This is a genomic window from Akkermansia sp. UNK.MGS-1 (genome assembly GCF_000980515.1).
GTDB classification, from domain to species: Bacteria; Verrucomicrobiota; Verrucomicrobiia; order Verrucomicrobiales; family Akkermansiaceae; genus Akkermansia; species Akkermansia muciniphila.
In genome coordinates this window covers 80,926-106,921 of record NZ_LBCB01000001.1, presented here as the reverse complement: position 1 = coordinate 106,921, position 25,996 = coordinate 80,926, and the positions used below count along the sequence as shown (strand labels likewise).

Below are 25,996 nucleotides of genomic sequence, written 5' to 3'. Positions count from 1 at the left end.
GAAGAAACGGGAAGGGCCAACAAGGGTGTCCAATTTACATGACAGCCATTCAGCGCCTCCCCGAACGCACTCCCTTTAATTACGCCGATCTGACCGATTACCGCGAAGGGCAAATCACCAGTCTGGCCCTTATTCGCTCCAAAGGAGTCAACATGACCATTCTGGCCTTTGACAACGAACAGCTCCTTCCCACTCACCAGACGCCCGGTCCTGCACTGATACAGATTCTGGACGGGACGGCGTACTTCACCGTGGGCAATGAAGAAGTTATTCTGCCCCAGGGAAAGAGCCTCCTGATTCCCGCCGGAGTGCCTCATTCCGTCATTGCCCGGGAACGGTTCAAAATGCTGGTTACTTCCATCCTGCCGCTGGACTGATCGGGAAGCCCTCCCCTGAAAATAACGAAGAACCATTCCGGGGAATTGCCACCTGGACATGGATCTGCGGCAAAACCATTCTTTCCAGGCTTCTCCTGACACGGGAATCGCGCAGATACGCAACATGCCGGAACAGGAGGACGGGCGGAAACGGCCTGCTCAGGCCTGGATCTTTTCCCCTGCGGCCAGCGCCTCAAAACGGGCCAGCACCCAGCAGAGATCGGAAAGGCGGTTCAGGAACAGGGCCGTGTTCACGTTGCTCAGGGCATGATCCAGCCTCAATGCCACCACACGGCGTTCCGCACGGCGGCAGACGGAACGGGCCAGGTCCAAATACGCGGAGCCCAGCGATCCTTCCTTGCCCGGGCGGGCCCAGCCTTTGAAACGGATGTCGCATTCCTTTTCCAGCAAATGGGCCTGTTCCTCCAGCCATGCCACATCCTCCGCTTTAATGCGGGCGTACCCCTTGGCGTCATATTTGGGCAAATCCTCCTCCATCGTGGCCAGTTCCCCCATGGCACCCACCAGGCGAGCCTGGACGCCGTCCAGCATCTCCACCGTCCGGGAGCTTACCCCGGAATGGCGCACCACGCCAATCAGGGAATTTAATTCATCCACCGTTCCGTAAGCTTCAATGCGCGGCGCTGTCTTGGGACTACGCCTGCCGAACATCAGGTCCGTTTCTCCGCTGTCTCCACGCTTGGTGATTACGCTCATACCATGTACCCTACCATGCCCGCGCCGTCCTGCACGCAAAAAAGAAGGCATATTCCGGAGCGGGAGCCAGCGCCATCTTTCCCGGCATGTACCGCACTCTCTATTCTTTTGACATGCAATAAAAACTATATAAGAAGAATGAATAAATGCTTCTGCTTCGTCTTCCTGCCGTTTTCCTCCCTCTCTTCATCAGCTTCCTCTTCGGGGCATGCTCTAAAAAGGAAAGCGCCTTGCTGCCCGGAGAAATAATCGTGAACGCATCGGAACTGCCCGGCCCCATACAGGAATGGAAGACGGATTCGGCCTGTGAAAGATGCCTGACCATCAATCTGGACAATCCGTCCCTTCCCTGGTTCCGCATCGCTGAGGGCATATCGGAGGCTTATGCGCATGGCGTGAATAATCTCCGTTTGAAAAGAGGGGATGCCATCGCGTCCGCCTTTGAAAATGGAATTTGCTGGGATCTTCCCGTCTCCACGGATATGGCCCCGGAATCTGATCCAGAATCTGAAAAAGGCATGAACCCGGACATTCCCTGCCTTCCCGACGATGCCGTTCTGGAACATCCTTTCCGTGAAGATGACTTTCTTGTTTTCAACAAAACACCTTCCCGGAAACCCGTTTATCCCATCGTGAAATTCATCCGGTCCCCTTACCCGGAAAGAGGGAACTACCAGCTTGTTTACTGGCGTATCCAGAAAAAACCATCCGGTCCATCCCGGAAAAACGACCTTCAGGCTTTCGCCAATATGGCAAATGAACATATCAACCAGCGCAGAGCATTCATTTTCCTCATTGAGAACGAAACACCCTGCGGAGAAGTATTCGACTATCTGAATGCCATTGACGGGAGAGACACGCTGGTGGGCGTAACCTTTTCCCGTGAAAATGAATAACGTCTCCCAACAAGGATTCATCAGGGCCTTCCTCCCTCCGCTCATCATCATGACACGTCAGGCCGTTTGAAACTTTTCCCAACGGCTGTACAACCCCTGCATGACTCGGACAAGAGATGAATTGGCGGCGGAAACCGCACCATCCGTCAAAGCGCCTCTCTGGACGCGAGACTACATCCTGGCCTGTTGCGCCAACTTAATGACGGGGCTGGCCTTCTATGAACTGGTGCCCGTTCTCCCGCTGTATCTGACGGGGCAATTGCAGGTCTCCTCCGGCTGGCTGGGCTGGATTATGTCCATTTATGTTCTGGCCGCCATTATCTCCCGCCCCTGGTTCGCACACCGGGTGGATACCGGAGACCGCAAGAAGATTTACATCACGGTTTACATTATGCTGGCCCTGTCCTTTTCAGGGTATGCTGCGGCCGCCACCGCCCTGGCGTTTTTCCTGACGCGCTTCATACAGGGCCTGATCTGGGGAGGCATGACCACCTCCGGCCCGACAATGGCAGTAGATATCATCCCCCCTGCCCGCCGCGGGGAAGGCCTGGGCTTCTTCGGCATGACAATGACGCTGGGCATGTGCCTGGGCCCCGTCATCGGCCTTCAGGTATACCAGCAGTACGGCTTTTACGTGATTACCTGGAGTTCCCTGCTCCTGTGCCTGGCCGGGGCGGGCATTGCATCTCTCATCCGCGTTCCCGGGAGCCCTGTTCAGGAGCCCGTGTATGAAACGCCTAAAAAGGTACTGGACCGTCTGGTGCTGCGCGTGGGCATTCCGCTGGCGGTGAACGTGATGATCGCCACCTTCTCCTATGGCGTGGTGGCCGTGTATTCCGCCCTGTACGGAGAAATGCACGGGTTCAAATACGCCGGGCTGTTTTACGCGCTGATGGGGCTGGGCATGCTGGTCTCCAGGTTCATGGTAGGCAGGCAAATCGACCGCGGACGCGTGGCGGAGCTTTCCGTCATCTCCCTGAGTATCCTGACCGTCAGTTTCGGCGCACTGGCGCTGGCGCCGCTGGAATGGATCTATTACGCTTCCGCCATCCTCATCGGCTTTGGCTTCGGCATTTTCATCCCCACGTTCCAAACCATGAAACTGAACATGGCGGACCGCGGCCACCGGGGAGCCGTCAATTCCACATTTTTCACCGCTTTTGACATCGGGGTGGGAACAGGCATGTTCCTGGGAGGCAAAATTTACGCGTACCTGAACCTGAACTGGGCCTTCGGAACGGGAGCCCTGCTGAATTTGCTGGCGATCGTATATTTTTACCGCATCTCCCTGGACCACTACCGTAAAAATAAATTGGGCGTGGATTCTGATTGATTTTCCTTCCATCACTCCCGTTCCGGGATGGAAAAAACATCAATTACCCGTTTGGCTGAAGGCCTCACGCGCAGCAACCGCGGATTCCAGGCCAGGGAAATACTGCGGGACAGCCCGTCCAGCGCCGGATGAGTAACCTTGACAAACCCTTCCCCCAGTTCTTTTTCCGCCATGCAGGGCAGGATTGCCATGAACGCTCCGCTCTTCAACATGCGGGCCGCAAAAGGAAAAGATTGCGTTTCACAGTGCACCCGCAGCCTGATGCCGAACTCAGCGCAATTCCTTTTCAGCAACGCATGAAACCCGGAACCGCTCCCCAGCGTTGCTAGGGGGAACATTTCCAGCAGGCGGAGAAAATCCTCCTTCTTCCCCCGCGCCTTTTTCCCGGCCAGGGCTGCAGGAACGTACAGCGCATAATCCATGGAGCAAATGACCCGGCTTTCCAACCCTTCCGCCTCCAGCGCGCTGGTACGCACAATACCGAAGTCTATATCCATATTCTGGAGCTTATAGGGAATCTCACTGTTGCGGAGGTTCTCCAGCGCGAAAAGCCACGGCAGCCCCCGTTTCTGGATACTCGCCAGCACGGGAGCCACCACCCAAGCATGCAGGCTGTCCCCGGCTCCGATAGTGAACCGGTAGGGCAGATTCCGGCTCCGGCTTTTAAAATCATCCAGCAGGCACAGGCTTTCACTGGCCAGCCTCACCAGCTCCCACCCGGCTCCGGTAAGAGCCAGCACTTTCCCGCGGCGGCTCGCCAGTTCCACACCGAAGAATTCCTCCAATTCCTTAATCTGCCGGGAATACAGGCTCTGCCGCGCACTATCCCCCCGGGCGGCAGCGGCAATGCTCCCGGCCTTGGCCACTTCTATCAAGGTTTTCAATCGGTCCAGGGACAGTCCCCGTTCTGCGAAAAGATGCTCAAACATAACTTTATAGTTATATAATATGAATACTTATATAATGCAAGAGTCAACAAATGCGTTATGGTGACAAGGTCACAGGGCGCGAAGGCGCTTTCCGCATATCTCCGCGCCCCTCAACCAAAAGAATAAAACCATGATCACCATTGACGGAAAATACACGGAAGCCCGCGTGTTCACGGATGAACTGGAAGACCTGGCCCGCACCCAGATCAGGGACGTCTGCAACCCCCCCGCCTTTGAAGGAAGCCGGGTGCGCATCATGCCGGACGTGCACGCCGGAGCCGGCTGCGTCATCGGGTTCACGGCGGAATTGAAAACGGATAAGGTAATTCCCAACCTGATCGGCGTGGATATCGGCTGCGGAGTGCTTACCGCCAGACTGTCCGGACTGCCGGATTTTTCCAGCTTTGACGCACGCCTGCGCGAGCGCGTCCCGTCCGGGATGCATGCCCGTCCCTCCGTTCATCAAGCCTTGCTGGACGACCCGGAACTGGATGAAGAAATCTCCCGCATCTGCATGGACGTGCTGAGAACGGACAAAGACAGGCACCGCCGCTCCGTAGGGTCTCTGGGAGGAGGCAACCACTTCATTGAAATAGCGCAAGGGAAAGAGCACGCTTTCCTGTGCATCCACTCCGGTTCCCGCAATTTCGGTCTGAAGATTGCGGAACGCTACCAGAAAATCGCCGTGGATACTTGTCCGGACGCCTATCTTAAAGAACGCAAAAAAGGACTCTGCTACCTTCAGGGAGAAAATACGCTGAACTACATGCGGGATATGAAGGTGGCTCAGCGCTTCGCAGCCCTGAACCGCCGCGTGATACTGCATGAACTGCTGGATGATGCAGATGATCTGGAAAGTTTCGACACCGTGCACAACTACATTGCGGAAGACCAAATCATCCGCAAGGGAGCCGTCCGGGCCGGACGCGGAGAAAAACTCATCGTTCCCCTGAATATGCGTGACGGCTCCGTCATCTGCATCGGCAAAGGAAATGAAGAATTCAATTCCTCATCTCCGCACGGCGCAGGCCGCAGCATGTCCCGCAAAAAGGCTAAAGCCAATCTTTCCCTGGAGGAATTCGAGGCTTCCATGCAGGGTATTTTCTCCACCTGCGTTTCCCGCGCTACGCTGGATGAAGCGCCAATGGCCTACAAGGATGGCGAGAGCGTGCTGGACAACATCCATGAAACGGCGGAAATCGTGGAACGCATCAGGCCCGTATATAACTTCAAGGCACCCGAATAGCAGGCGGCCCAATACCCGCCCCTCCCGGAATATGATTTTCCGGGAGGCTTTTCCCAAACCTTCAAAACACGGTCAGGAACGCCCGGCAGCATAAATCAACTTATAAGGTTCCGCCGTCTGAATCGGGATGGCGTACACTTTAGAGGTATCATTCCATTCCACGCCGGAAACGTCAAACTTCTGACGGTCATAATAACCTACCACCTTTCCATTGGTCACTACACAGAAAGCGGCTGCATTTTCCCCATTCCGCACAATAATCATGTTATCCTTTTTGGAGGCGCTTACAGACGGGCTGAGTTTTGCGTTCTGCTTGTATTTGGTCCAATAGCCGTTGAGCTGGGACCCATGCAGATTCTGCCCCCACAAATTGACCGTCTTTCCATGCTGATGCAGGAAGGCAATGCGGAATTTCGGTTTGGGGTACCGTTTGGCGGCAATGCGGGCCTTGGATGCCCGGGCCATTTCCTCTGTCATTTTAAAACTGTAATCCCCATATTGATGCCCCTTGCGGTCAATCGGGACAAACCAATTAAAAATTTCAAAGTCATCGGTAAAGTCCGTCCTGCTGATATTGCAAATGCGTTCATACAAGGCCAAATGGGCTTCGGAAACCTCATACGCCTGCCTGGAAAGCGGCTTGCGCCGCAATGATTCAAACAGCCTAGGATAAAATTCGGGATTGATTCCCAGCTTATGGAAATACAGATAAAAGGAATATTGAGCAAAACCCCATTTGGCCCAGCCGTTCAAATCATGGAACGGCATGCCCTTTACCGCTTCTGAAAGCAGGTATTTGCACGGGTTTTCCATATCGGAGGCCTGCTCATTGCCATTAATGGCATTGGTCACCTGGTCCAGAATCAGCTGGGCAAAAAAATTGTTGGAACTTTCCGACATGCTGCGCCAGTTGAACGGATGCTGGTAGCAATGACCGATTTCATGCCCGATTCCCCAAAGGCGGTTTCCCTGAAGAACTCCAGGAGCGAGCACTTCATTTTTCAGCGTATTTCCCTGATCTCCAATACTGTAGCCGCAGTAATACCAGGTTGCAAACATATGGGCTCCTCCTTCTACGGAAACGCCAAGCTGCCGGTTATTGTGCGGCTGGGGATACTTGTCAAATCCCATGATTTTCCACATGGCCTTGACGCTTTCATCCCATACCCTGACGGATTTCGTAATGGAATCCGGACTGTAATCTTTCAGGTACTTTGTGTGAAGAATCATCATGGAATTCCGCCCAACGATATCGAACATGCTATGCGGGGCGTTGCTGATCATACGCTTCCAGTCCTTATCCGTGTGCCTCGTCACGTCAAAATATCCATTCACTATGCCGCTTCCCACAGGAATATGCACCGTTATCGGCTTCTTGGGCGTGCTGATATCGGTGTGATACATCACGTAAAGCAATCCCGAACGGTTGATTCTAATTTTGTTTACCCCTTCGTTCAAAGGATAGGAGGAAGACTCTATTCCCGCTGGAGAAACGGAGGCCAACCCAATATCTTCTCCATGGGTAGGTCCTACGAACACAAGAATTTCATCTCCTTTCTCCGCGACAATTCCGGTAGGATTGTCAAATTTGTTCAGGGCGTTGATATTTCTCACCTTCGCAGCAAACTCCGGATGGCTGTAAGCCTTATAGGAAGCAATGCGGAATTCTTTGTCTTCATAATCGCCGGATTTTATTTTCTTCGCAATCATCTGCAAAAACTCCGGAAGAGCCTTGAGGTCCGTCAAGGTACACCTGGGATTGATGGAGGAGCAGCTCGTGTCCTTAAATACTTTCAGCAATTTCCGGTTAAGTACGGACTCCACCCTTTTGTAAAAGCTGATTTCCCGTACGGTAAAAGACGGAGAGGAACCTTCGGGATAATCAACCGTCAATCTGATTTTCCGAACCTTTTGAAGAGGCTTTTTAAATCTGATCATCCTGGAGCCGCCGATATCGAATTTTCCAAGGTCCTTCCAAGACGAGCCGGACATGGCGGACACGGCAATTTCATTGAAATCGGCTCCGGAAAAAATGATGTAATGAATGGTCTCCGGCACTTCAAACACAAATTCCCCCTCCACATGATGCACTCCGGGAACATGCCAGTTGGCGGATTCCATAGAGCCGTCCACAGCCTGCTTTACAGAATGATTGCCGGAATAGGGGGACTGGGAGGAAGCAGCTTCTTTCACGTGGAGCAAAATGTCTTTCGGAACATCCAGCGAAGGATATTTTGCCGCGAGGGATTTATTTACGGAGATTGTCAGAAAAAGGAAAAATAAAAAAATGGAAAGAAAAATGGAATCTTTTCTCATACACTACATTAATATTTAATGATACTATACATGATTTCCAGCGTTTTTTTTCATGCTTTTCATGTTATAGTACAAAAATTCCCTCATGCGGGGACGGGAATTCCCATCTGCTTCCTGGCAAATTCTTTCATGGATCACCATGGAATATTATGCCATGCTTCTCTCCATGAACGAAGGCCGGCCCTGTCATCAATCAGTAAACAAACGGGTCAAATGGCTTGGCGCTCTGGCCGTCCTTCTTTTTCTCCTGGGCACGGGGCTGTTTTCCTTTTTATGGAATGTTCCGCTGAATACGTTAAGGCCCGCCCACGCCATCGCAGCTCCTTCCGCCATTCTTGTCAGGGAAAATTCTTCCCCGGAACGCTGCCGCATGGCTCTGGAACCCTCCTTCCTGGCCAGCATCCAGCCTTTCCTGAAACACTATGTGGAAACCGTCACCAATGCCGGACGCCTCGACTTCTCCAGCCATGTCCCGCAAGAGGTGGAAATACGGATGGAGGGGCTTTCCATCGGCCTGAGCCCTTCTCTGGCCGTTTTCAACTTCCGAACCAAATACGGATTCAGCATGCAGACAAGCAGAAAACCGGACGCCTCCGACCGGGCTATTTACCAGTGGCTGAAAAACAGGATGAAGGCGGAAAAACGGGAGAAATAAGGAAATATGGACACAGGTATCGAACGGAATGAACCCGCTGTTGTCTAATCATTTACCTTTCCGGAAAAGCCGGGGGACAGCAGTTGCCCGGCCCAGGGAGCCGCTGCTCCCGCACCGGAAGGCGACTCCATACAGCGTTTATGAAGCGTATTTACCACGGACCATGGACACTGGCCGGACTGGCATGCGCCATTTTGGCCGCAGTCGCCATGCTCTCCTTTTTTTCCTGCGGGGAAAAAGGCCAGGCAAGCAGTAATGACAAACCTCATATGGACAACAAGGATTTAAAAACGATTTACCTGGCGGGAGGCTGTTTCTGGGGAGTGGAAAAATACTTCTCCCTGATGCCCGGCGTTAAGGAAACGGAAGTGGGATATGCCAACGGCTCCACGGCTTCTCCCACGTATGAAGAAGTATGCAGCGGGAAAACGGGCCATGCGGAAACGGTAAAAGTAGTATTTGACCCGGAAGAACTCAGTCTGCCCTTTCTTCTGGAACGGTATTACTCCATTATTGATCCTGTTTCCGTCAACAAACAGGGAAACGACAGGGGAATTCAATACCGCACGGGCATTTATTACGCGGATGAGAAGGACAAACCTGTTATAGAAACGTCCCTGAAAAGGCTCCAGCAGCACTTCAGGCAGCCTCTGGCAATTGAAGTTCAGCCCCTCCGCCAATTTTCACGGGCGGAAAAATATCATCAGCGCTATCTGGATAAAAACCCTGGCGGATACTGCCATATTCCACCCGCCAAATTCCGGGAAGCGTCCCAGGCCCGCGAAAACGAACCTGTTTACCGGAAAAAATCGGACGAAGAGCTGCGCCGCGTCCTGACACGCGAGCAATTTGCCGTCACGCGGAATAACGCGACGGAACCTCCCTTCCGCAATGAATATTTCAATAACGACAGACCCGGCATTTATGTGGACGTCACGACAGGCGAACCTTTATTCCTGTCCACGGACAAGTTTGATTCAGGCTGCGGCTGGCCCAGCTTCTCCCGCCCCATCAAAGAAGAACTGATTCAGGAAAAACAGGATTTCTCCCACGGTATGAGGCGCACGGAAGTCCGCAGCAAAACGGGAGACGCCCACCTGGGCCACGTTTTCACAGACGGCCCGAAGGAACAGGGCGGACTGCGCTACTGCATCAACAGCGCCTCCCTGAAATTCATTCCTGAACAGGACATGGAAGCACAGGGTTATGGAAAATACCTTCCCCTGCTACACCGGGAAGGAACAGACAGGAAAGCTGCGGAAAAATAATCCGGAGAAAAAGCAGGGGAGGCCAATCCTTCTTCTCCATTAATCTTTTACAACACGGAGGAACAAATGCGGCCCCGGGAGAACAAGCACCATGTCCTCTTCACGAAATACGGGCAGCCCGTTCATTCCCCAAGTTCTGCGGTCAAGCAGACGGCTTCCCTCCATGCCGCTGCCGACTGTATCGTATTCATTCATCGGCAGCGGCATGGAGGGTTCGGGTTGCTAAGGCAATGCGACTTGCGGCAAGTACCGTTTATCTACATGTCGTTTATTAAAATAGCGGCGGATGACGTTTTTTTGTTTAAAAAAATGAGTTTTTAAAAAATGCGGGGAATTTTTCTTCCGGAAAAGCGCCCGGAAATTTTCCGGGCATTACTGTACAATCGTAACGGGCGTGCCTACCTTAACAGTTTTGAAAAGCGGCACGCAGGAAGAGCGGGTCATGCGGATGCACCCATGGGACTGCGGCGTCTGGAAAACAGGGCCTACGTGCATCCCAATTCCGCTGTCCGTCAGCCGCATGAAGTAAGGCATGGAGGCATCATACAAATTGGAAACATGATGCACTGCCTTTTCCGTAATGCGGAAATGGCCCACGGGCGTGCGGTGGGAAGCCTTACCCACGCAAACGGGAAAATCCATGGCTACCTCATCCCCCACCATCAACTGGCCCCTTTGGCGACCGCGACTGATCACCACGCGCGTATTGCCCGGGGTAGCCTTTTTCATGATATCGGGATTCATCCATTCGTCGTGCACCTCCGTATAATCAATTCCTGCTACAACCACCCTCGCGTGCGGTCCGTAGGAGGTCATGGGTACGGTTGCAGGCACGGTCAGGGGCACCATGCGCAAATTCTCTTCCTGCGGGCCAGAACAGGCAGCCAGCGCCAACGCTCCCGCTATGATTGATAAGATGTTTTTTGCGTTCATCATCTTGAAACCTTTCACAGGGTTGGACAATACTGCGAACTCATTTTCAATGTTCCATGACGCACTCCATGATTCCTGCGGCGTGCATGGAGAAAAAATGCCGGAAAAAGCGGCCGCCCCGGTTCAGAGAAAAATTTCCCCGGCTTCGGAAGGGGGGGGAAAAATCCGCCCTCCGTCACACAGAGTCCTTGCCTTATCACATTTGGCCTGTATAGTACCCGCGACTGCCAGGAGGGCAGCCGCCTGTTTACAGTTAACCCTCTATTCCGCATCATGACCAAGATTGCCAAGAGTACGTTCATCACGGGAGCCGGAACCCCGGGACAGTTTTATTCACTGCCAGCCTTGGCGGAAAACGGCTATCCCCGCCTGAACCGCCTTCCCGTTTCCATCCGGATCGTTCTGGAATCCCTGCTCCGCAATTGCGACGGCCTGAAAGTGACTGAAAAGGACGTGGACAACCTGGCTTCCTGGAATGCCAACAATCCCGGTTCCTATGAAATCCCGTTTACGGTAGCCCGCATTGTCCTGCAGGACCTGACAGGCGTCCCTCTTCTGGTGGATCTGGCGGCCATGCGCTCCGCCGTAGCAGGATTGGGAAAAGACGCCTCCGTCATTGAACCTCTGGTCCCCGTGGACCTGGTGGTGGACCACTCCGTCCAGGTGGACTGGGCAGGATGCACGGATGCTCTGGAAAAGAACCTGGACATTGAATTCCAGCGCAATGCGGAACGCTACGAATTCCTCAAATGGGGCCAGCAGGCCTTTCAGACTTTTTCCGTGGTTCCTCCGTCCGTGGGCATTGTCCACCAGGTCAATCTGGAATACCTGGCGCAGGGCGTGATGGAAAAGGATGGCGTTTACTTCCCGGATACCCTGGTGGGAACGGATTCCCATACCACGATGATTAACGGCATAGGCGTTGTGGGCTGGGGTGTTGGCGGCATTGAGGCGGAAGCCGGGATGCTCGGCCAGCCCGTCACGTTCCTGGTGCCGGAAGTAGTAGGCGTCCATATGACGGGAGAACTCCGCGAAGGAGTGACCGCCACGGACCTGGCGCTGCATGTCACCCAGATGCTGCGCAGCCACGGAGTCGTAGGCAAATTTGTGGAATTCTTCGGAGACGGGGCGGCGGCCCTGCCTCTGGCAGACCGGGCTACCGTAGCAAACATGGCCCCGGAATACGGCGCCACCATGGGCTTCTTCCCCATGGATGAACGCTGCTCCGACTATCTGCGCCAGACAGGCAGGAGCGAAGAAGCCATCACTACGTACGAAAACTACTTCAAGGCACAGAACCTGTGGGGAATGCCCCGTAACGGAGATCTGGACTACACGGACCAGCTGGAACTGGACCTGTCTGCCGTGGAACCAGCCGTCTCCGGCCCCAGACGCCCGCAGGACCACATTCGCCTGAACTCTATCAGGGACAGCTTCCGCAAGCTTGTCAGCATGCCCGTGGCGGAAGGAGGTTACGGCAAGAAGGAATCTCCGGAGGTCACGGTTTCCATGCACTCCCCGGCGGGCGTCCCCGTTCCGGTGGACGGTTTCAGCCAGGAAGCGAAGCTGAAAGACGGCAGCATCCTCATCGCCGCCATCACCTCTTGCACCAACACGTCCAACCCGGCGCTGATGCTTGCCGCCGGGCTGCTCGCCAAAAAAGCGGTTGAACGGGGGCTGAACGTGCCTCCGCACGTGAAAACGTCCATTGCTCCAGGTTCCCGTATCGCCTCCGATTACTTTGCAACCAACAGCCTCCAGGAATCCCTGGACGCTCTGGGCTTTGAAACCGTCGGCTACGGCTGCACCACCTGCATCGGCAACTCCGGGCCGTTAAATCCGGAGCTGGAACAGGCCGTCCGGGACAATGACATTGTAGCGGCTTCCGTCCTGTCCGGCAACCGCAACTTTGAAGCCCGCATCCATGCCTCCATCAAGACCAACTTCCTGATGTCCCCTCCCCTGGTCGCCGCCTTTGCGCTGGCCGGCCGCGTGGACATCGACTTCCAGACGGAACCGCTGGGCACGGACCGCAGCGGGAACCCCGTATTTCTGAAGGACATCTGGCCCAGCTCCGGGGAAATTGCGGAAGCCGTTGCCAAATCCCGCAACCCGGAAGCATACCGGGAGCTTTACACCATCACGCCGGACAAGAATCCCCGCTGGGCGGCCGTATACGCGCCGGAAGGCTCTGTCTTCCAGTGGAATGAACAATCCACCTACATTCAGGACCCTCCTTTCTTCAGCGGCTTCAACGGCCAGCCCCGCACACTGGCGGATATCACGGATGCCCGCCCCCTGGGCATTTTCGGCGATTCCGTAACCACGGACCACATCTCCCCTGCCGGAGCCATCCGGGAAACAGGGCCCGCAGGGCTGTACCTGCAGGGCATGGGAGTGGACAGAAAAGATTTCAACTCCTTCGGCTCCCGCCGCGGAAACGACCGCGTGATGACCCGCGGTACCTTCGCCAATGTCCGCATTAAAAACCTGATGGTAGACGGCACGGAAGGCGGTTACACACTGTATTTCGGCAACCGCGCCGTTCCCGCCCCGGACAAGGAAATAACCCCTACCGCGGGAACGCCCGCCTTCATCTATGATGCGGCCATGGCCTACGCTCAGGACGGCGTTCCGCTCATCGTCATCGGCGGAGAAGACTACGGCATGGGCTCTTCCCGCGACTGGGCGGCCAAGGGCACGAATTTGCTGGGCGTCAAAGCCGTCATCACCAAGAGTTTTGAGCGTATCCACCGCTCCAACCTTATCGGCATGGGCGTCCTGCCCCTCAACTTCGCCAACAAGGCGGATTATGACCGCATCACTCCGTTGAAGGACGCCACCTTCTCCATCCTGGGCCTGAACAACGGCATCGCTCCGCGCCAGCAGGTCACCCTGCGCGTACAGCCCGCGGATGCGGAAGCATTTGACGTGCCTGTCATCGTCCGCATTGATACGCCTATTGAAAAAGAATACTATCTGGCGGGCGGCATCCTGCAATATGTCCTTACCCAAATCCTCAGATAACGGGATATGTACCGGGCGTTCCCGGTACGGCTTCCCCTCGCGGACGGGCCCCTTCCTCCCGAAGGCGCGGCCCCGTCCGTCTCATCCGCACCGGATATACCTGCAACTTCACAACACGGCCTGATTAGTTCATCCGAACTAATTCCAAATTCTTCTTGCAATCCTTCCAGGCTGTTCCTAGAACAAACGCATGGAATATAGATTTGTCTGGACGGGCTTTTTTGCCGTATTCGCCGCCCTGACGTTCTGCAGCTGTTCGCAGAACGACAAAATGAGGCCGCCGGCCGTCTCCTTTAAAATTCAAAAGGCGCCGGTAGTTCCCCGCACACCCGGCCAGATGGGCCGTGAAGTAGGCATTAAAGTTTCCTACATGCCCAAAAACACGTATGCCCGCAAGCGCGCATCCTCCATGCGCCCCCGCTTCATCACCATCCACAGCACCGCCAACCCCAAAGGAGACGCCAATGCCCACTCCCGTTACCTGAACAGCGGCAAGTCCCGCAGCCTGAACTGGCACTTCACTGTGGACCAATTCGGCGCCTACCAGCACATCCCCACTACGGAAACCGGCCACCATGCGGACCATTCCGGACCGGGAGACCAATACTCCGTAGCCATTGAAATGTGTGAATGCACCACGCATAACCCTGTCGTCATCTACAACAAGACGGCCAAGCTGGCGGCGCTGCTGATGATGCGCTACAACGTCCCCCTGCGCAACGTAGTGCCTCACAACTACTGGTCCGGCAAGAATTGCCCCGCCCCGCTGATGACTAATGGGCGCCCCGGGTACAAATGGAGCTGGTTCATTTCCCGCGTGGATTATTACTACCGCTGCCTCCAGGCAGGAAGATAATACTGCCGCATATGCCGCACGCCCCTTTGCCGCTTCCGGCATAAAGAAGGCAGGAAATGTTTCAGGAAAGAACAGGAATCACTTCTTTCCCTGAAAATATGCATTGGCTGAACACCGGGAATTCACCGCATTTCCGGCTCGCGGAAAGCAGGATCCGCCTCCATTGATACGGCTAATGTACACGGCCGTAAAAGACGGCAAATAACACCCGTCCGGGAACAATCTTCATCAACATCAAAATCCGGAACACGGACCGGGAATAAGAAATAGTGCTGAAAGCTTTTGATGCCTCCTGAACCACCCCGGAACAGGTTATTTGACCTGAATCCGATTCACCGGTCCCATCCTCTCCGGATGGATCGAAAAAGACTGCGGGAGACTCAACATCAACAGGGAAACTTGAAAACCATGAAGCGCTTTCACAGGATGCTCAGATGCGGACCATCGAAGCCAGCAGCTTCTTACCCGCCATATGGAAGCATTGAGGGAACAATCCGGCACCATGTTCATGGAAAACCAGCAGGAACTCAAACTGAAAGGCTCCAGAGAAAACAGCCTCCTCATGCCAGAAACATGGCATTTTAGTGGAATCCCGGCCCCTCGGCATACCAGAATCTCCCATTTTATCCCGTATGGCGGATAAATATAAAGGGCCCGCAGCTCAACTGTGCCTTTGCTGAACGCCGCAGCATGGCGGCATGCCCCCGGTAAAATCCACGCCTTCGGGCGGAATTAAAGCCAATCCGGGCATTTTCAACTTCTCCCGAGATGCGAAGGCGTTGTTTCTCCGTTGGAACGCCGGACACTCCTATTCAGCGCCTCATCCTCCCCGGGGTCTTTCCCGGATAATCATTATTTTGTTAGATATTTTTGTAACTATCTATCAAGCAATCATTATATAAAACATATTAAAAATATGTTTACATATATCAAAATTGTCCCATAATTTTAGGATGAATAAGATATTGCAGTTATTGGGCATTTTGACCTTTGTTATTTGCAATTATGGGAATGCAAAGGAATTAAAATGTGAATACGAATTAAAAAATTTAAACATAGAGCCAGTCAGGGTAGCCAACGCCAAACGCACTTACACAGTCTATATATCCTGTAAGTATACAAGCGTTCATCACACGGGTGAGACAGGGGGGCCAATACCGCTGCGAAAGACAATTACCCCGGTAGTAACCGGTACAGATGATGAAAAAGAGGGCAAAGCCGAGGCATATGCAGAAGGAGAAAGCACAGTCATCGCAATGGCCCGGCTGCGTTTGACAGAAGAATGCGGTTTGCAATGCGGCAACTGCAACGAAGTAGGCTGCACCTGCGTCGGCTGCAATGACAACATAAATAAATAAAACTGATTAATAAATAAACTGATATGAAACCATTACTGAAAATTGCCTTTTTGTCGATAGCCTGCTTTCCCTGTTTTTGCATTAATAATGCCGCCGGTTCGGAGGATGTAATTCCCGGCAGTCAGAAAATTGACAGGGAAAATTCAATCATCAATCCTATTATTCTTACAGGAATCAAGAAAACAGACGATATCAGGGAATCTCAGAAGGAATATATCAGGAAACACTATGAGGGATATGGCATACTAGGGTACATATATACCATGCATGATGGCAAATATATTCAGATTATTTCTATTAGAAATGATCAGGGTCAGGAAAAATTAATCTACTTTGACATGACCGATATTTACAGAAAGCTAGGAAAATCGAGAGATAAAAAAACAAGAAAAGATATCAAAAGATTGATAGAAGATCACAAACCGCTGGAAAAAGAGCCAGCCGAATCCGTGTGATGGGTTTGTTCCGCACCGTGGAACTCTCAGATAACGGATAACAACAGCGTTTTTTAATTATTTCGGATAGTTCTGAAAAATTCCCCGGCAGGAATAAATAATCAGCCTTTCTGAAAGACTGGAAAATCCGGAAATACGCCAGGGCTGCGCTCCTGAGAAGAACATTCACGGGCGCTTTCCAGAAAAGAAGGATACCCGTCGCGAAAAGACAGGAACTATTTTCAGGTATTACGCTTCCTGGCGGATTCCACCAGGCGCCGCCGGGCTTCCCGCCTGGCCCGGAATGCCTGTTCACGTCTTTTCTCCTCCGCCAGAGCCGCCTTTTTCTCGGAATCGCGTAGTTTCCCGTAAAGCAGCGGGTTCATGGCGGCCTCATCTTCCGGGCCCTCATGATAATACACGGGCAGGCCGTCTGCAGCCAGCGCCACATGGTAGTAACGGCCTTTCTCCTTCAAGCCCCTGCCTTTTTTATCCAGCCGGGAAAGAATCACGGCATATCCAAGCCCAGGGGCGTTCATCAGCTTCCGCCGTCCATCGAATAATGCGGCCACGCGCATGTTGTCGTAGTCCAGCTTCATGACGCCGCAAACCATTTCACCCTCCGTATTCCAGTACATGACCAACTTTTTTCTTCCCAGGGAATTGGGCTTGCACGTTTCATAGGCTCCCTTGACGGGGCGGTTTTCCACAAGCAGGGAGTAATCCGCATTCCTGTAATTTTTTGATTCTCTCGCGGCAAGCTGTTCTGCCGGAGGGAGCAGAGAGGAAACGGGAGCGCGCATTTCCGTCCGTTCCTCAGACAGGCATTTGGAGGGAATAAGAACACCCTTATCCATATCATAATAAGCGCAGCGGCTCCCCTGCTCCAGAACCACATCGAAATTCTTCTGCCCCCTGCCGCTTTCCGGACGCGCCTGCGGACGGAAGTATTCCCGGATACGGAACGGAGGCCCCTGAATGATGGAAAGCGATGTGGCACAAACCAGTCCATCCACTTTTCTGGTTCCCGTTAAAGCTCCGGCATTCTTCTTCCGGGCCATTTCATGATACCGGGGCGAGATATTCTTTTCTGCCGGCGTCCACGTCACCTTCTGCAGTTCCTTCATCAGGAAAGGCCAAAGCATCGCGGCCAGTTTCAGGTTCCGGCGCGCCTCCGCTCCCGTCAGAGAAGCCGCAAGCGCAGCGTCTTCCTCATCCAGACGGGTTAACGGAATTTCCACATGCCTTCGCCCTATTTTCAGAACTGCCCCGGCCCCTGTGCAGGAATGGAAACTGCCCTTCACCACATCTCCAAATTTGGAAATCCATTCCCGTTCCCCCGGAAAGGCATATTCCTCCGCCGGCGCACAAACCGCGCCGCACCACGCCAGCACAGCAAATAAAAGGCATTTCATCGTCAGGAATCCAGGGGTGCGCTTTCAAGCTAACATACGGGAACAGCCGGGAAGAAGCTTTTTCCCGGCTCTTTTCCCAATCTTCGTTCCCGGCGGAATGTTTCCGCTGCCGTTATTGCTTGCGCCCCTTTTTGGCAGCCCCCCCGGATTTGGAGTCTTTCCCGGCAGTTTTGGCGGCGGTCCGGCCCGTCTTCTCCGCCTTGCCTTCCGTTTTTCCGGCAGCGTTTTTAGCGGGATATTTCCTTTCCCGCGGCGGGAATTCAAAACCTATTTTCCCCGTCTTTGCATTGAAGACCAGATAAGCGTCAAACGGACGCTTGGTACGCTGCGAAATGAACCCCTTCATCAGATCGGATTTTCCTTCCGCCAAAATCTTCAATACCTGGTCCAGCGGGATTTCACGTCCCAAGATAGTCCGGGAAACGGAGACGGCGGCATGTTCCTTTCCAAGGGTCAGGGAAGGAATTTTCCAAGCCTTGGCCGTTTCCATCACATCATGCTCTCCCATGTCCGGAATGGCGACGGAAGCCACTTTCACGGCTTCCTCCACCCCTGCGGCTTCATCTTCCTCCCGCGCCGGGAAGTAAAGCGTGGCCCGGAATTTGTCGTTGAGTTCCAGCCCCGCCTCAAAGGGCTTGCCGAACCGGGAGGTAAATCCGTGGAGAATTCCCGTCCTGCCGTCCACAATAAGGGTCTTCAATTCTTCATCCGTCATGTCGCGGCCGGAGATAACTTTGCGGATGCTGAACTTGCAGGAACGGCAGGAAACGGCGTCCAGCGTGTTTTTCAGGCCGTGGGCATGGCAGGAAGGGCAGTCCAATTCCATTTCCGGCAGTTCCACCTGCTGCTGGGCTTCCCGGAAATCCTTCACCCTCTTCACGATTTCCCCGGTCAGGGTCTTAATGCCCTCCATGAAGGAATCCCTCGGCAGGGCGGCCTGTTCCATCTGCTTGAGCTTGTATTCCCATTCCCCGGTCAGGCTGGGGGAGGTGAGCGTTTTCAGGCCGATGCGTTCCAGCAGGGCAATCAGTTCAATCCCGCGGCGCGTCGCCAGAAGTTCGCGGCCGTCCCGGACGATGTATTCCTGGGAAATCAGCCCTTCAATGATGGAGGCGCGGGTGGCGGGAGTGCCCAGGCCGCGTTCGCTCATGGCGGCAGCCAGTTCTTCGTCATGCACCAGTTTTCCTGCCCCCTCCATGGCAGCCAGCAGCGTGGCTTCGTTGTACCGGGCGGGCGGCTTGGTCATGGCGTTGCGGATTTCAATCTCACGCAAGGCGGCCTGCTCCCCGTCGCGGACGGGCACCAGCTCCTCCTTGGAGGAAGTGCCGGCCTTCCGTCCGTAAACGGCCTGCCAGCCCGGCTCCACAAGCACCCGGCCCGTGGTCAGGAAAGCGTCCGTCACGCCGTCCTGGTGGGTAATGAGCGTGGTTCTCCGCGTGTCTTCAAACACGGCAGCGGGGAAGAAGACGGCCAGGAAACGGGCCATGACCATTTCCAAGAGTTTCTGCGCGTCCCCGGTAAGCTTCTCCATCTTCCCGGTCGGGATGATGGCAAAGTGGTCGCTCACCTTTTTTGTATCAAACACGCGCCGGTTGGGCTTGATGCGCTTGTTGTCCAAAATGTCCCTGGCAAAGGGGGCGAATTCCGGGTTCTGCTCCGCCACCGTGCCTACGATGCCGTAAACCTTGCCCAGATAATCTTCCGGCAGGTAGCGGGAGTCCGTACGCGGATAAGTGAGCACCTTGTGCTTTTCATAGCATTCCTGGGCCAGCTGCAGCGTGCGCTTGGCGGAAAAACCGTAGCGGTTGGCGGCTTCCCGCTGAAGGGAAGTCAGGTCATACAACAGCGGAGCGACCGTCGTGACCGGTTTCTTTTCTTCCGTCACCGTGCCGGCTTTTCCACGGCAGCGGTCGCGGATGACGGCCGCCTGTTCCGGATCCCAGATGCGCTCCGCGCGGGAGTGGGGATGATCGTTTTTCTTCCAGTCACGGTCAATCCAGCGGCCGGAGTAAGAGCCGGACTGAACGTCGAATTCGGCCCATACTTCCGAATAGGGCTCCGGTTCAAACGCCTGGATTTCCAATTCCCTCTGCGTCAGAATAGCCAGCGTGGGCGTCTGCACGCGCCCGGCGGGGGTGACGTTGAAGCCGCCGCGGGATTGCAGGATCGTCAGGGCGCGGGTGCTGTTCAGCCCCACCAGCCAGTCTGATTCGGAACGGCAGACGGCGGCATTCGTCAGGGGCTTCATGTCAGCTTCGCTGCGCATGCCATGCCATGCGTTGAGGATGGCCTCATCCGTCATGGACTGCATCCATAAGCGCCGCGTAGGCTTGGTCCATTTTCCGTAACGCACCAGATTGTGAAAGATCAGTTCCCCTTCACGCCCGGCATCGCATGCGTTGACGATTTCCGTGACGTCCTTGCTCCTGGCAAGCTGAAGAACCTTTTTCAAACGGTCTTCCGACTGCTTGATAGGTTCCAGTTCAAACTTCCTGGGGATGACGGGCAGATAGTCGAATTTCCACGGCAGGGACTTTCCTTCTTCCGTCATGGGTTTTTTCTGTTCCAGCAGATGACCTACGGCAGAGGTGATGATGGCCCGGTCATTCTGGTAAAATGCCCCGGACTTGTCCCGGGTGAATTTTCCAAGCTCTTTGCCGAGCACTCTCGCCAAATCAGTGGCGACGCTCGGCTTTTCTGCTATAATTAACGTTTTGGACATATCGGCGGCTCGGAAAAAAGTGCTGAACAATAAAAGCGACGCTGCCCGCACGGGGAAGGGGGCGTTGCATTTGGAGCTGAATTCCTACTCCCCTACCCCCCATGCTTGTCAATAACCAATTATGTATTTACGGGAAAAGCGCGCTTTTATGTCAAAATAACGGATTCCCTCATCCCCATTTTTCCGAAAAGCCGCTCTGCCACCTTGCCAGCCATCCGCTGCCGTGCTATTTACGGGATGATGAAAACTGGTTTTTCTTTCGTCCTTCTTCCTTCCTGCCTCATGCTGCTGGCAGCCTGCTCCCCTACACCGTCCGACCGCATTGCGAAGAATATGCCGGCTTATGAACAGCTCCCGAAGGAGCATCAGGCCAAAGTGGCGCGCGGGGAGCTGGAAAAAGGAATGTCTCCCATGGCGGTTCTGCTGGCATGGGGGGAACCCGAACAGAAAATGGCGGGCAGGATGAACGGGAAAAATACGGAACGGTGGATTTACACGCGGAGCGGCACGGGCTGGTCCCTGGGCCTGGGCGGAGGAGGATTCCGGGGCAGGGATTCCGGCATAGGCACCGGGATAGGCGTCACGATGCCTCTGGGCAGCCGCCCGCCCGTCTCCTGCAATGTCCTGTTTGAAGACGGGAAGGTCATCGGCTGGGAAGCCGTCAATGGCTTTTAAACGGCGTTCCCCGCCTTGTATTTCCCATCTGCCCGGCTCGGCGTTTCACGCCGTCCGCGCCGTTTTCCCTATTTGCCGGCGGCCTTGACGATGGCTTCCACCAGACCGTTGATATCGTGTGTTTTCGCCGTAATTGAAGGGGTATGCCCCAGTTCCTTGAGGGTTGCCGTGGTTACCGGGCCGATGCTGGCGGCCCTGCATCCTTCCGGCCATGGAAGCCCCAGCTTGAAGAAATTCTCCGCTGTGGAGGAACTGGTGAACGTCACGATGTCCGCTCCGCATTCGCGGAAAGCCGCCTGGGCTCCCGCCACATCCTCCGTTTCCGCTTCCGTTTTGTAGGCGATGCATTCGTCCACAATGGCGCCCAGCGCATTCAACCCGTCGTAAATCACGCGGCGCGCTTCTTCTCCGCGCACCCACAGGAATGTGCTGTGCTCAATGGTTCCTATTTCTTCGCGTGCGTCCCTGAACGCTTTAACGAGGCCCTCCGCCACAAACTTTTTAGGCATGATATCCACGGCCAGCCCGTATTCCCGGAGCTTCGCCTCCGTCCCTGGCCCGATAGCCGCAATCCTGGCCCCTCCAATGCTCCGGATGTCCCTGTACACGGCAAAAAACGCCTGGAAGAAGCGTTCCACCCCGTTGGGGCTGGAAAACACCAGCCAGTCATATGTGTGGGCATGCACCACGCTTTCCGCAAATTCCCTCCTGTTGGAGGGTGGGGCAATGCGTATGACAGGCATCTCCAGCACTTCCGCCCCCAGACGGCGCAGGCGCGCGCTCAATTCCCCGGCCTGGGCACGGGTGCGCGTCACCACGATGCGCTTGCCGAACAGAGGCAGTTTTTCAAACCAGTTCAAGGACTCGCGTTCTTTCACCACATCCCCGATGACAACTACTGCGGGAGCGCCCACCCCGGCCTTTTGCACCCTGGCGGGCAGTGTTTTCACAGTTCCCGTAACCGTACGCTGAATGCCCGTGGTGGCCCACTGGACGGCGGCGGCAGGCACAGACGGTTCCTGCCCGTACCCGATCAGGGCTTCGCACACATCCGCCAGTTTCTGCATTCCCATCAGCATGACTTTCGTGCCCTGCGCTTCGGCTATTCCCTTCAAATTCAGGGAAGACGCCTTCTTATTCTCGCCTTCATGGCCCGTAAATACGGTAAACTGCGTGCAGTACCCGCGGTGCGTCACCGGAATGCCTGCGTAAGCAGGCCCCGCAATGGCGGAAGTTACGCCCGGAACAACTTCAAAAGGGATGCCCGCTTCATGCAGGGCGTCAGCCTCCTCCCCCCCGCGCCCGAAGACGTAGGGGTCGCCCCCTTTCAGGCGCACCACTTTTTTCCCGGCACGGCCCAGCCTGACCAGCAGGGCGTTGATTTCCTCCTGCGGCAGGGCGTGGCGGGAAGCCCGCTTGCCCACAAAAATCCTTTCGCATGCAACAGGAACCCAGTTCAGCATTTCCGCCGAACTCAGCGCATCATATACCAGCACTTCCGCCATTCCCAGCAGTTCCCGCCCGCGGACGGTTATCAACCCGGGGTCGCCGGGACCCGCTCCAAGCAAATAAACAATACCCTGTTGCATGCCGCCATTCAACTCCACCATCCGCTTTTTGGCGACAAGAAACCCCGCCATGCCCGGATTCATTTCATTGATGGCTGAATTGTCACAAAACATCCATATATGTTGCTTTTCATAAAAAATATCTCCCCGCTATAAAACTTCACTGCATTTTAGCCTTGATAAGGAGGGTATTTCCCATTATTTAATAAAATTATTTAACTATTTTGAAAAAATATGGATCCTTTGCATTCTCCGACAGTAACTCTTGTTGAGCCTACCAAAAAAGAAAAAAGCACCCTCTTCAAACCATCTTTGTATGGAGGGCGTATGACGAGAAAACAATACTGGGTACGCTATTTCACATTTATCATGATAGGTAGAATTATATGTAATAGTTTCATAGAAACTGCATTTGACCTGACAGAATTTATTGTCTCCGTAATATTACTATTGTTGTTCGAGATATTCTACACCTTGCCTATTACAATAAAGCGTTACCATGATGCTGGGTATTCCGGCAGTTTAGCCGTATGGCTGGCGGTAATTAGTACAATAATGTTATTTCTTGCCATATTCACCTCGCCATCATCTGCTGTTGGTGTGTGCTCTTTATTGATGTGCATCATTCTTGGAATTGTCAATTTAGTTATCCTTTGTAAGGATTCCGAAATAGATGACAATAAATATGGTCCTTCCACCAAGTACCCGGATTTGGTTAAAAAGGAACAATAACCATTCCCGTCATAATTTCATTTTCTATTCTATCCTCTGTTCTGGAAATGGGATTTTTTCGATCAATCTACTTTGTAAATATCTTCTCCGCATCAACAAGAAAATCACGGACAGGAGTCCTAAAGTACCGGGTGGACTGCCGGTCCGAATCCCCCGCCGTGCGCAAAGTGGAGCTTTATTATTCTCCGGACGGCAAGCTCCTCTCTCAAAAAACGGATGATTGAATTCGCCGTTTTTCCGCATATTTCCGTATGACAGAAGCCGGGGAACTCCCCCCGGAGGCTGACACGGCGCCCTCTGGATTCAACAAAGCCTGATGATATAAGGTCAAATTTGCAATGATTGAGTTATTCAATATCGATCTCCTTTCCTATACGGTACAGACGGCGGAAACCGCCCCAACGCATTCCTATACCATTTACTGGTTGATTCTGCTGGGCTCCATGCTTCTGAGCTGGCTGGTCAGCGCGCGCATGAAGAGCCGCTTCAGCGAATATTCCCAGATTTCCATTCCCGTAACAGGGAGGCAGGTGGCGGAGCAGATGCTGAAGGACAACCATATTACGGACGTGAAAGTGATTTCCACGCCCGGCCATCTGACGGACCATTACAATCCGGCAGATAAAACCGTCAACCTGAGCGAGTCCGTTTACAATTCCAACAGCATTGCCGCCGCTGCCGTCGCCGCCCATGAAGTAGGGCATGCCGTACAGCATGCCCAGGCTTACCACTGGCTGGGCTTGCGGTCCGCGCTGGTTCCCATCGTCCAGCTCTCCTCCAATCTGGTGGGCATTGTGCTGATGATCGGCATTGTGCTGCTGGCCATGGGCGGCTCTCCGTGGGTGCTGGGGCTGGGCATTGGCCTGTTTGCCGTGACCACTGCCTTCGCGTTCATCACGCTTCCCGTGGAATTTGACGCCTCCGCCAGGGCCCTGAAATGGCTGGACCGCTCCCACCTGATGAACTATTTCGACCATGGAAGGGCCAAGAGCGCCCTGTTCTGGGCCGCCATGACTTATGTGGTAGGCGCGCTTTCCTCCCTGGCCATGCTGCTGTATTACGTGTTCATTTTCCTGAACGCCCGCGGCAGGGAATAATCCCGTGCCCTGCTGCGGAGGGAAACCCCGAGGCGTTCCGTCCGGAACTGTCCGGACTGCCTGGCCCGGCCGCCAGCCCACAAACTCCACTTGGGCGCATGCCGCACCGCGCACAGGGAAAATGGAAAAAACAAATGCCAGCGCCCCCGTGAGGCGATGGGATTTTTTCAAAAAAGCGCCGCCCTGTCAGGGCTTTTTACCTGACAGGGCGGTGCCGGTTTCCGGCTGTATGGCCAGAGCCGTTTCATATTCCACGTCAAGAAGAGAGCGCCATCCGGGGCCGGCAAAATATCGTCATCGTCCCGACGATCGCCCATCAATCAGAAAGGGGCGTCTCCCGCGGCCCGCGCGGAAAACGCCCCTCTCCTTACTTCCTTGATGACTTCAGGTTATTACTGAAGAATTGTTCTCGGAAACTCCGGGCCACACCGGCATTCACCCGGCAGGACACGGAGTTCCCTTATGGGCGGAGCCATTTATTGGTCAATGTAAAGGATCGTGCCGTCCGGAGTCAGCAGAATATCGTAATCGTCCAGATTGTCCATTACCTCCACCTTGTAACGGATGAGTTCTCCCTGCGTCACTTTGTCCGCCTCCCTGATTCTGCCGCCGGGGTACGGTTTCAGGGCGGCCGCGCGAACCGGCTCAGGAAGGGAAGATACCGCTATTTCTTCCTTCACCCGGACAATCTTTCCTTCAGGAGTCACTTTGACGTCAAATTCAAAACCGTTGATTTTGAACTCGGCCTCATAAAGTTTTCCTGACCCGCTGGCGTCCCATTCAATGAAGCCGGCCCTGGGCCAGGCGCCTTTAACGGCAGAGACGGCCGCGACGGGTACGGAGGATTCCGGAATATCCGCCCATGATGAAGGAATAGCCAGCGCCATGACGGCAAATATCACTTTCTTGCGTATATTCATGCTGAAATAATAGGATGATGTTTATAGTTGAGTTCCTCGAAGAGCCTTCTAAAAACTCCGGGCCACGCCGGCGTTGACGCGGTGGTACAGGGAGTTCCCCCTCGCTTCCAGGCTGTAGCCTCCGTACACGCTCCAGCGCTCATTGCACTGCAGGGACGTGTTGTACTCCGCGCGGAAACCGTGCCGTTCCGGGCTCACCGCCCTCCCCCTCCAGCTCATGTCGCTGTACGGGCTGTACACCGTTCCTTCCGGCACGTCCTGCAAGACGTCTCCCACGTAGGATACGCGCAGGGCCTGCGCCCACGGCCTTCCCTTCCATTCGTCCGTCCTGCCTATTTCCAGCCCCACGGGAATGGACAGGCGCTTCAGCGCCGCCCCTCCGAAATCACGCCCATACCCTCCCTGTTCCCGGAAGGCGTCCTGCCGGCCATGCGTGAATTCCACCCTCAGGAAGGGCGTCAGCCTCCATCCCCCGGCATAGTCCGCCGTCCGGGACACTTCCGCCTGCGCCAGCCACGTCTC

23 protein-coding genes are annotated in these 25,996 nt (G+C 54.5%); 13 read left to right on the top strand and 10 right to left on the bottom strand.

What is annotated here, in order from left to right:
- The first annotated feature begins 38 nt into the window (after positions 1-38).
- A complete protein-coding gene (locus WW58_RS00460; protein ID WP_046434413.1) occupies positions 39-377 on the top strand; it encodes a cupin domain-containing protein in 339 nt (112 codons plus the stop codon).
- 159 nt (positions 378-536) lie between these two features.
- Here the strand turns inward: WW58_RS00460 and WW58_RS00455 are convergent, their stop codons facing one another.
- Positions 537-1,094: a cob(I)yrinic acid a,c-diamide adenosyltransferase gene (locus tag WW58_RS00455; protein WP_012419960.1), complete on the bottom strand. Its 558-nt coding sequence runs from the start codon at positions 1,092-1,094 to the stop codon at positions 537-539.
- A 146-nt stretch (positions 1,095-1,240) separates the two neighbouring features.
- On the opposite strand from WW58_RS00455, the gene WW58_RS00450 reads away from it, so the two are divergent.
- Together WW58_RS00450 and WW58_RS00445 are read left to right on the top strand one after the other, a co-directional pair.
- Positions 1,241-1,990 carry a hypothetical protein gene (locus WW58_RS00450; protein WP_046434411.1) on the top strand — a complete coding sequence of 250 codons (750 nt, stop codon included), beginning with the start codon at positions 1,241-1,243 and terminating at the stop codon, positions 1,988-1,990.
- A gap of 100 nt (positions 1,991-2,090) precedes the next feature.
- Positions 2,091-3,323 carry an MFS transporter gene (locus tag WW58_RS00445; RefSeq protein ID WP_022197261.1) on the top strand — a complete coding sequence of 411 codons (1,233 nt, stop codon included), beginning with the start codon at positions 2,091-2,093 and terminating at the stop codon, positions 3,321-3,323.
- Between the two features lie 11 nt (positions 3,324-3,334).
- Here WW58_RS00445 and WW58_RS00440 read toward each other — a convergent pair whose 3' ends face one another.
- Positions 3,335-4,252, bottom strand: coding sequence for a LysR family transcriptional regulator (locus WW58_RS00440; protein WP_046434407.1), 918 nt, complete (start codon positions 4,250-4,252; stop codon positions 3,335-3,337).
- A gap of 130 nt (positions 4,253-4,382) precedes the next feature.
- Between WW58_RS00440 and WW58_RS00435 the strand changes: the two genes are divergently transcribed.
- Positions 4,383-5,498 carry an RtcB family protein gene (locus WW58_RS00435; protein ID WP_046434406.1) on the top strand — a complete coding sequence of 372 codons (1,116 nt, stop codon included), beginning with the start codon at positions 4,383-4,385 and terminating at the stop codon, positions 5,496-5,498.
- 72 nt (positions 5,499-5,570) lie between these two features.
- Here WW58_RS00435 and WW58_RS00430 read toward each other — a convergent pair whose 3' ends face one another.
- On the bottom strand, positions 5,571-7,691 hold the full coding sequence (locus WW58_RS00430) for a M60 family metallopeptidase (protein WP_161994147.1): 2,121 nt from the start codon (positions 7,689-7,691) through the stop codon (positions 5,571-5,573).
- Between the two features lie 262 nt (positions 7,692-7,953).
- Here WW58_RS00430 and WW58_RS00425 point away from each other — a divergent pair, with 262 nt between their 5' ends.
- Positions 7,954-8,469 carry a hypothetical protein gene (locus tag WW58_RS00425; RefSeq protein WP_046434402.1) on the top strand — a complete coding sequence of 172 codons (516 nt, stop codon included), beginning with the start codon at positions 7,954-7,956 and terminating at the stop codon, positions 8,467-8,469.
- 140 nt (positions 8,470-8,609) lie between these two features.
- Positions 8,610-9,737, top strand: coding sequence for a peptide-methionine (R)-S-oxide reductase MsrB (gene msrB / locus WW58_RS00420; protein ID WP_046434399.1), 1,128 nt, complete (start codon positions 8,610-8,612; stop codon positions 9,735-9,737).
- Between the two features lie 39 nt (positions 9,738-9,776).
- Here the strand turns inward: msrB and WW58_RS12635 are convergent, their stop codons facing one another.
- Positions 9,777-9,944, bottom strand: a complete 168-nt coding sequence (locus WW58_RS12635; RefSeq protein ID WP_153816459.1) for a hypothetical protein — start codon at positions 9,942-9,944, stop codon at positions 9,777-9,779.
- Between the two features lie 165 nt (positions 9,945-10,109).
- The gene (locus tag WW58_RS12630) at positions 10,110-10,673 is read right to left on the bottom strand and encodes a L,D-transpeptidase (RefSeq protein WP_022197255.1); all 564 of its coding nucleotides are present in this window, start codon (positions 10,671-10,673) and stop codon (positions 10,110-10,112) included.
- A 270-nt stretch (positions 10,674-10,943) separates the two neighbouring features.
- Here WW58_RS12630 and acnA point away from each other — a divergent pair, with 270 nt between their 5' ends.
- From acnA to WW58_RS00390, 4 genes are all read left to right on the top strand, one after another.
- Entirely contained in the window at positions 10,944-13,697 is a 2,754-nt protein-coding gene (acnA, locus tag WW58_RS00405) for an aconitate hydratase AcnA (protein WP_046434395.1), read from the top strand.
- 190 nt (positions 13,698-13,887) lie between these two features.
- Complete coding sequence (locus WW58_RS00400; RefSeq protein WP_012419950.1) at positions 13,888-14,553, top strand: peptidoglycan recognition protein family protein; 666 nt, start codon at positions 13,888-13,890, stop codon at positions 14,551-14,553.
- Positions 14,554-15,506: 953 nt separating this feature from the next.
- Complete coding sequence (locus WW58_RS00395) at positions 15,507-15,911, top strand: hypothetical protein (RefSeq protein ID WP_046434394.1); 405 nt, start codon at positions 15,507-15,509, stop codon at positions 15,909-15,911.
- A 23-nt stretch (positions 15,912-15,934) separates the two neighbouring features.
- Positions 15,935-16,366 carry a hypothetical protein gene (locus WW58_RS00390; RefSeq protein ID WP_012419948.1) on the top strand — a complete coding sequence of 144 codons (432 nt, stop codon included), beginning with the start codon at positions 15,935-15,937 and terminating at the stop codon, positions 16,364-16,366.
- 221 nt (positions 16,367-16,587) lie between these two features.
- On the opposite strand, the gene WW58_RS00385 is transcribed toward WW58_RS00390, so the two are convergent.
- Positions 16,588-17,760 carry a hypothetical protein gene (locus WW58_RS00385; RefSeq protein WP_046434390.1) on the bottom strand — a complete coding sequence of 391 codons (1,173 nt, stop codon included), beginning with the start codon at positions 17,758-17,760 and terminating at the stop codon, positions 16,588-16,590.
- Positions 17,761-17,872: 112 nt separating this feature from the next.
- Positions 17,873-20,482: a DNA topoisomerase gene (locus tag WW58_RS00380; protein ID WP_046434613.1), complete on the bottom strand. Its 2,610-nt coding sequence runs from the start codon at positions 20,480-20,482 to the stop codon at positions 17,873-17,875.
- A 204-nt stretch (positions 20,483-20,686) separates the two neighbouring features.
- Between WW58_RS00380 and WW58_RS12625 the strand changes: the two genes are divergently transcribed.
- A complete protein-coding gene (locus WW58_RS12625; protein WP_143247084.1) occupies positions 20,687-21,157 on the top strand; it encodes a hypothetical protein in 471 nt (156 codons plus the stop codon).
- A gap of 68 nt (positions 21,158-21,225) precedes the next feature.
- Here the strand turns inward: WW58_RS12625 and cobA are convergent, their stop codons facing one another.
- Positions 21,226-22,797: a uroporphyrinogen-III C-methyltransferase gene (cobA, locus tag WW58_RS00370; protein WP_241653802.1), complete on the bottom strand. Its 1,572-nt coding sequence runs from the start codon at positions 22,795-22,797 to the stop codon at positions 21,226-21,228.
- Between the two features lie 162 nt (positions 22,798-22,959).
- Between cobA and WW58_RS00365 the strand changes: the two genes are divergently transcribed.
- On the top strand, positions 22,960-23,457 hold the full coding sequence (locus WW58_RS00365; RefSeq protein WP_046434389.1) for a DUF805 domain-containing protein: 498 nt from the start codon (positions 22,960-22,962) through the stop codon (positions 23,455-23,457).
- 338 nt (positions 23,458-23,795) lie between these two features.
- On the top strand, positions 23,796-24,554 hold the full coding sequence (locus WW58_RS00360) for a zinc metallopeptidase (RefSeq protein WP_206646788.1): 759 nt from the start codon (positions 23,796-23,798) through the stop codon (positions 24,552-24,554).
- Positions 24,555-25,030: 476 nt separating this feature from the next.
- Here the strand turns inward: WW58_RS00360 and WW58_RS00355 are convergent, their stop codons facing one another.
- Positions 25,031-25,474: a hypothetical protein gene (locus tag WW58_RS00355; protein ID WP_046434387.1), complete on the bottom strand. Its 444-nt coding sequence runs from the start codon at positions 25,472-25,474 to the stop codon at positions 25,031-25,033.
- Between the two features lie 48 nt (positions 25,475-25,522).
- A partial coding sequence (locus WW58_RS00350) for an autotransporter outer membrane beta-barrel domain-containing protein (protein ID WP_046434385.1) occupies positions 25,523-25,996 on the bottom strand: 474 nt, incomplete at its 5' end.

What these genes read in the sequence shown, in the direction of transcription:
- WW58_RS00390 (WP_012419948.1), top strand. Translation starts at nt 15,935, where the DNA reads ATGAAACCATTACTGAAAATTGCCTTTTTGTCGATAGCCTGCTTTCCC.
- WW58_RS00435 (WP_046434406.1), top strand. Translation starts at nt 4,383, where the DNA reads ATGATCACCATTGACGGAAAATACACGGAAGCCCGCGTGTTCACGGAT.
- WW58_RS00450 (WP_046434411.1), top strand. Translation starts at nt 1,241, where the DNA reads ATGCTTCTGCTTCGTCTTCCTGCCGTTTTCCTCCCTCTCTTCATCAGC.
- WW58_RS00365 (WP_046434389.1), top strand. Translation starts at nt 22,960, where the DNA reads ATGGATCCTTTGCATTCTCCGACAGTAACTCTTGTTGAGCCTACCAAA.
- cobA (WP_241653802.1), bottom strand. Translation starts at nt 22,797, where the DNA reads ATGGCGGGGTTTCTTGTCGCCAAAAAGCGGATGGTGGAGTTGAATGGC.
- WW58_RS00400 (WP_012419950.1), top strand. Translation starts at nt 13,888, where the DNA reads ATGGAATATAGATTTGTCTGGACGGGCTTTTTTGCCGTATTCGCCGCC.
- WW58_RS00445 (WP_022197261.1), top strand. Translation starts at nt 2,091, where the DNA reads ATGACTCGGACAAGAGATGAATTGGCGGCGGAAACCGCACCATCCGTC.
- WW58_RS00440 (WP_046434407.1), bottom strand. Translation starts at nt 4,252, where the DNA reads ATGTTTGAGCATCTTTTCGCAGAACGGGGACTGTCCCTGGACCGATTG.
- WW58_RS00395 (WP_046434394.1), top strand. Translation starts at nt 15,507, where the DNA reads ATGAATAAGATATTGCAGTTATTGGGCATTTTGACCTTTGTTATTTGC.
- WW58_RS12635 (WP_153816459.1), bottom strand. Translation starts at nt 9,944, where the DNA reads ATGCCGCTGCCGATGAATGAATACGATACAGTCGGCAGCGGCATGGAG.
- WW58_RS00360 (WP_206646788.1), top strand. Translation starts at nt 23,796, where the DNA reads ATGATTGAGTTATTCAATATCGATCTCCTTTCCTATACGGTACAGACG.
- WW58_RS00380 (WP_046434613.1), bottom strand. Translation starts at nt 20,482, where the DNA reads ATGTCCAAAACGTTAATTATAGCAGAAAAGCCGAGCGTCGCCACTGAT.
- WW58_RS00455 (WP_012419960.1), bottom strand. Translation starts at nt 1,094, where the DNA reads ATGAGCGTAATCACCAAGCGTGGAGACAGCGGAGAAACGGACCTGATG.
- acnA (WP_046434395.1), top strand. Translation starts at nt 10,944, where the DNA reads ATGACCAAGATTGCCAAGAGTACGTTCATCACGGGAGCCGGAACCCCG.
- WW58_RS00385 (WP_046434390.1), bottom strand. Translation starts at nt 17,760, where the DNA reads ATGAAATGCCTTTTATTTGCTGTGCTGGCGTGGTGCGGCGCGGTTTGT.
- WW58_RS12630 (WP_022197255.1), bottom strand. Translation starts at nt 10,673, where the DNA reads ATGATGAACGCAAAAAACATCTTATCAATCATAGCGGGAGCGTTGGCG.
- WW58_RS00355 (WP_046434387.1), bottom strand. Translation starts at nt 25,474, where the DNA reads ATGAATATACGCAAGAAAGTGATATTTGCCGTCATGGCGCTGGCTATT.
- WW58_RS00460 (WP_046434413.1), top strand. Translation starts at nt 39, where the DNA reads ATGACAGCCATTCAGCGCCTCCCCGAACGCACTCCCTTTAATTACGCC.
- msrB (WP_046434399.1), top strand. Translation starts at nt 8,610, where the DNA reads ATGAAGCGTATTTACCACGGACCATGGACACTGGCCGGACTGGCATGC.
- WW58_RS00425 (WP_046434402.1), top strand. Translation starts at nt 7,954, where the DNA reads ATGGAATATTATGCCATGCTTCTCTCCATGAACGAAGGCCGGCCCTGT.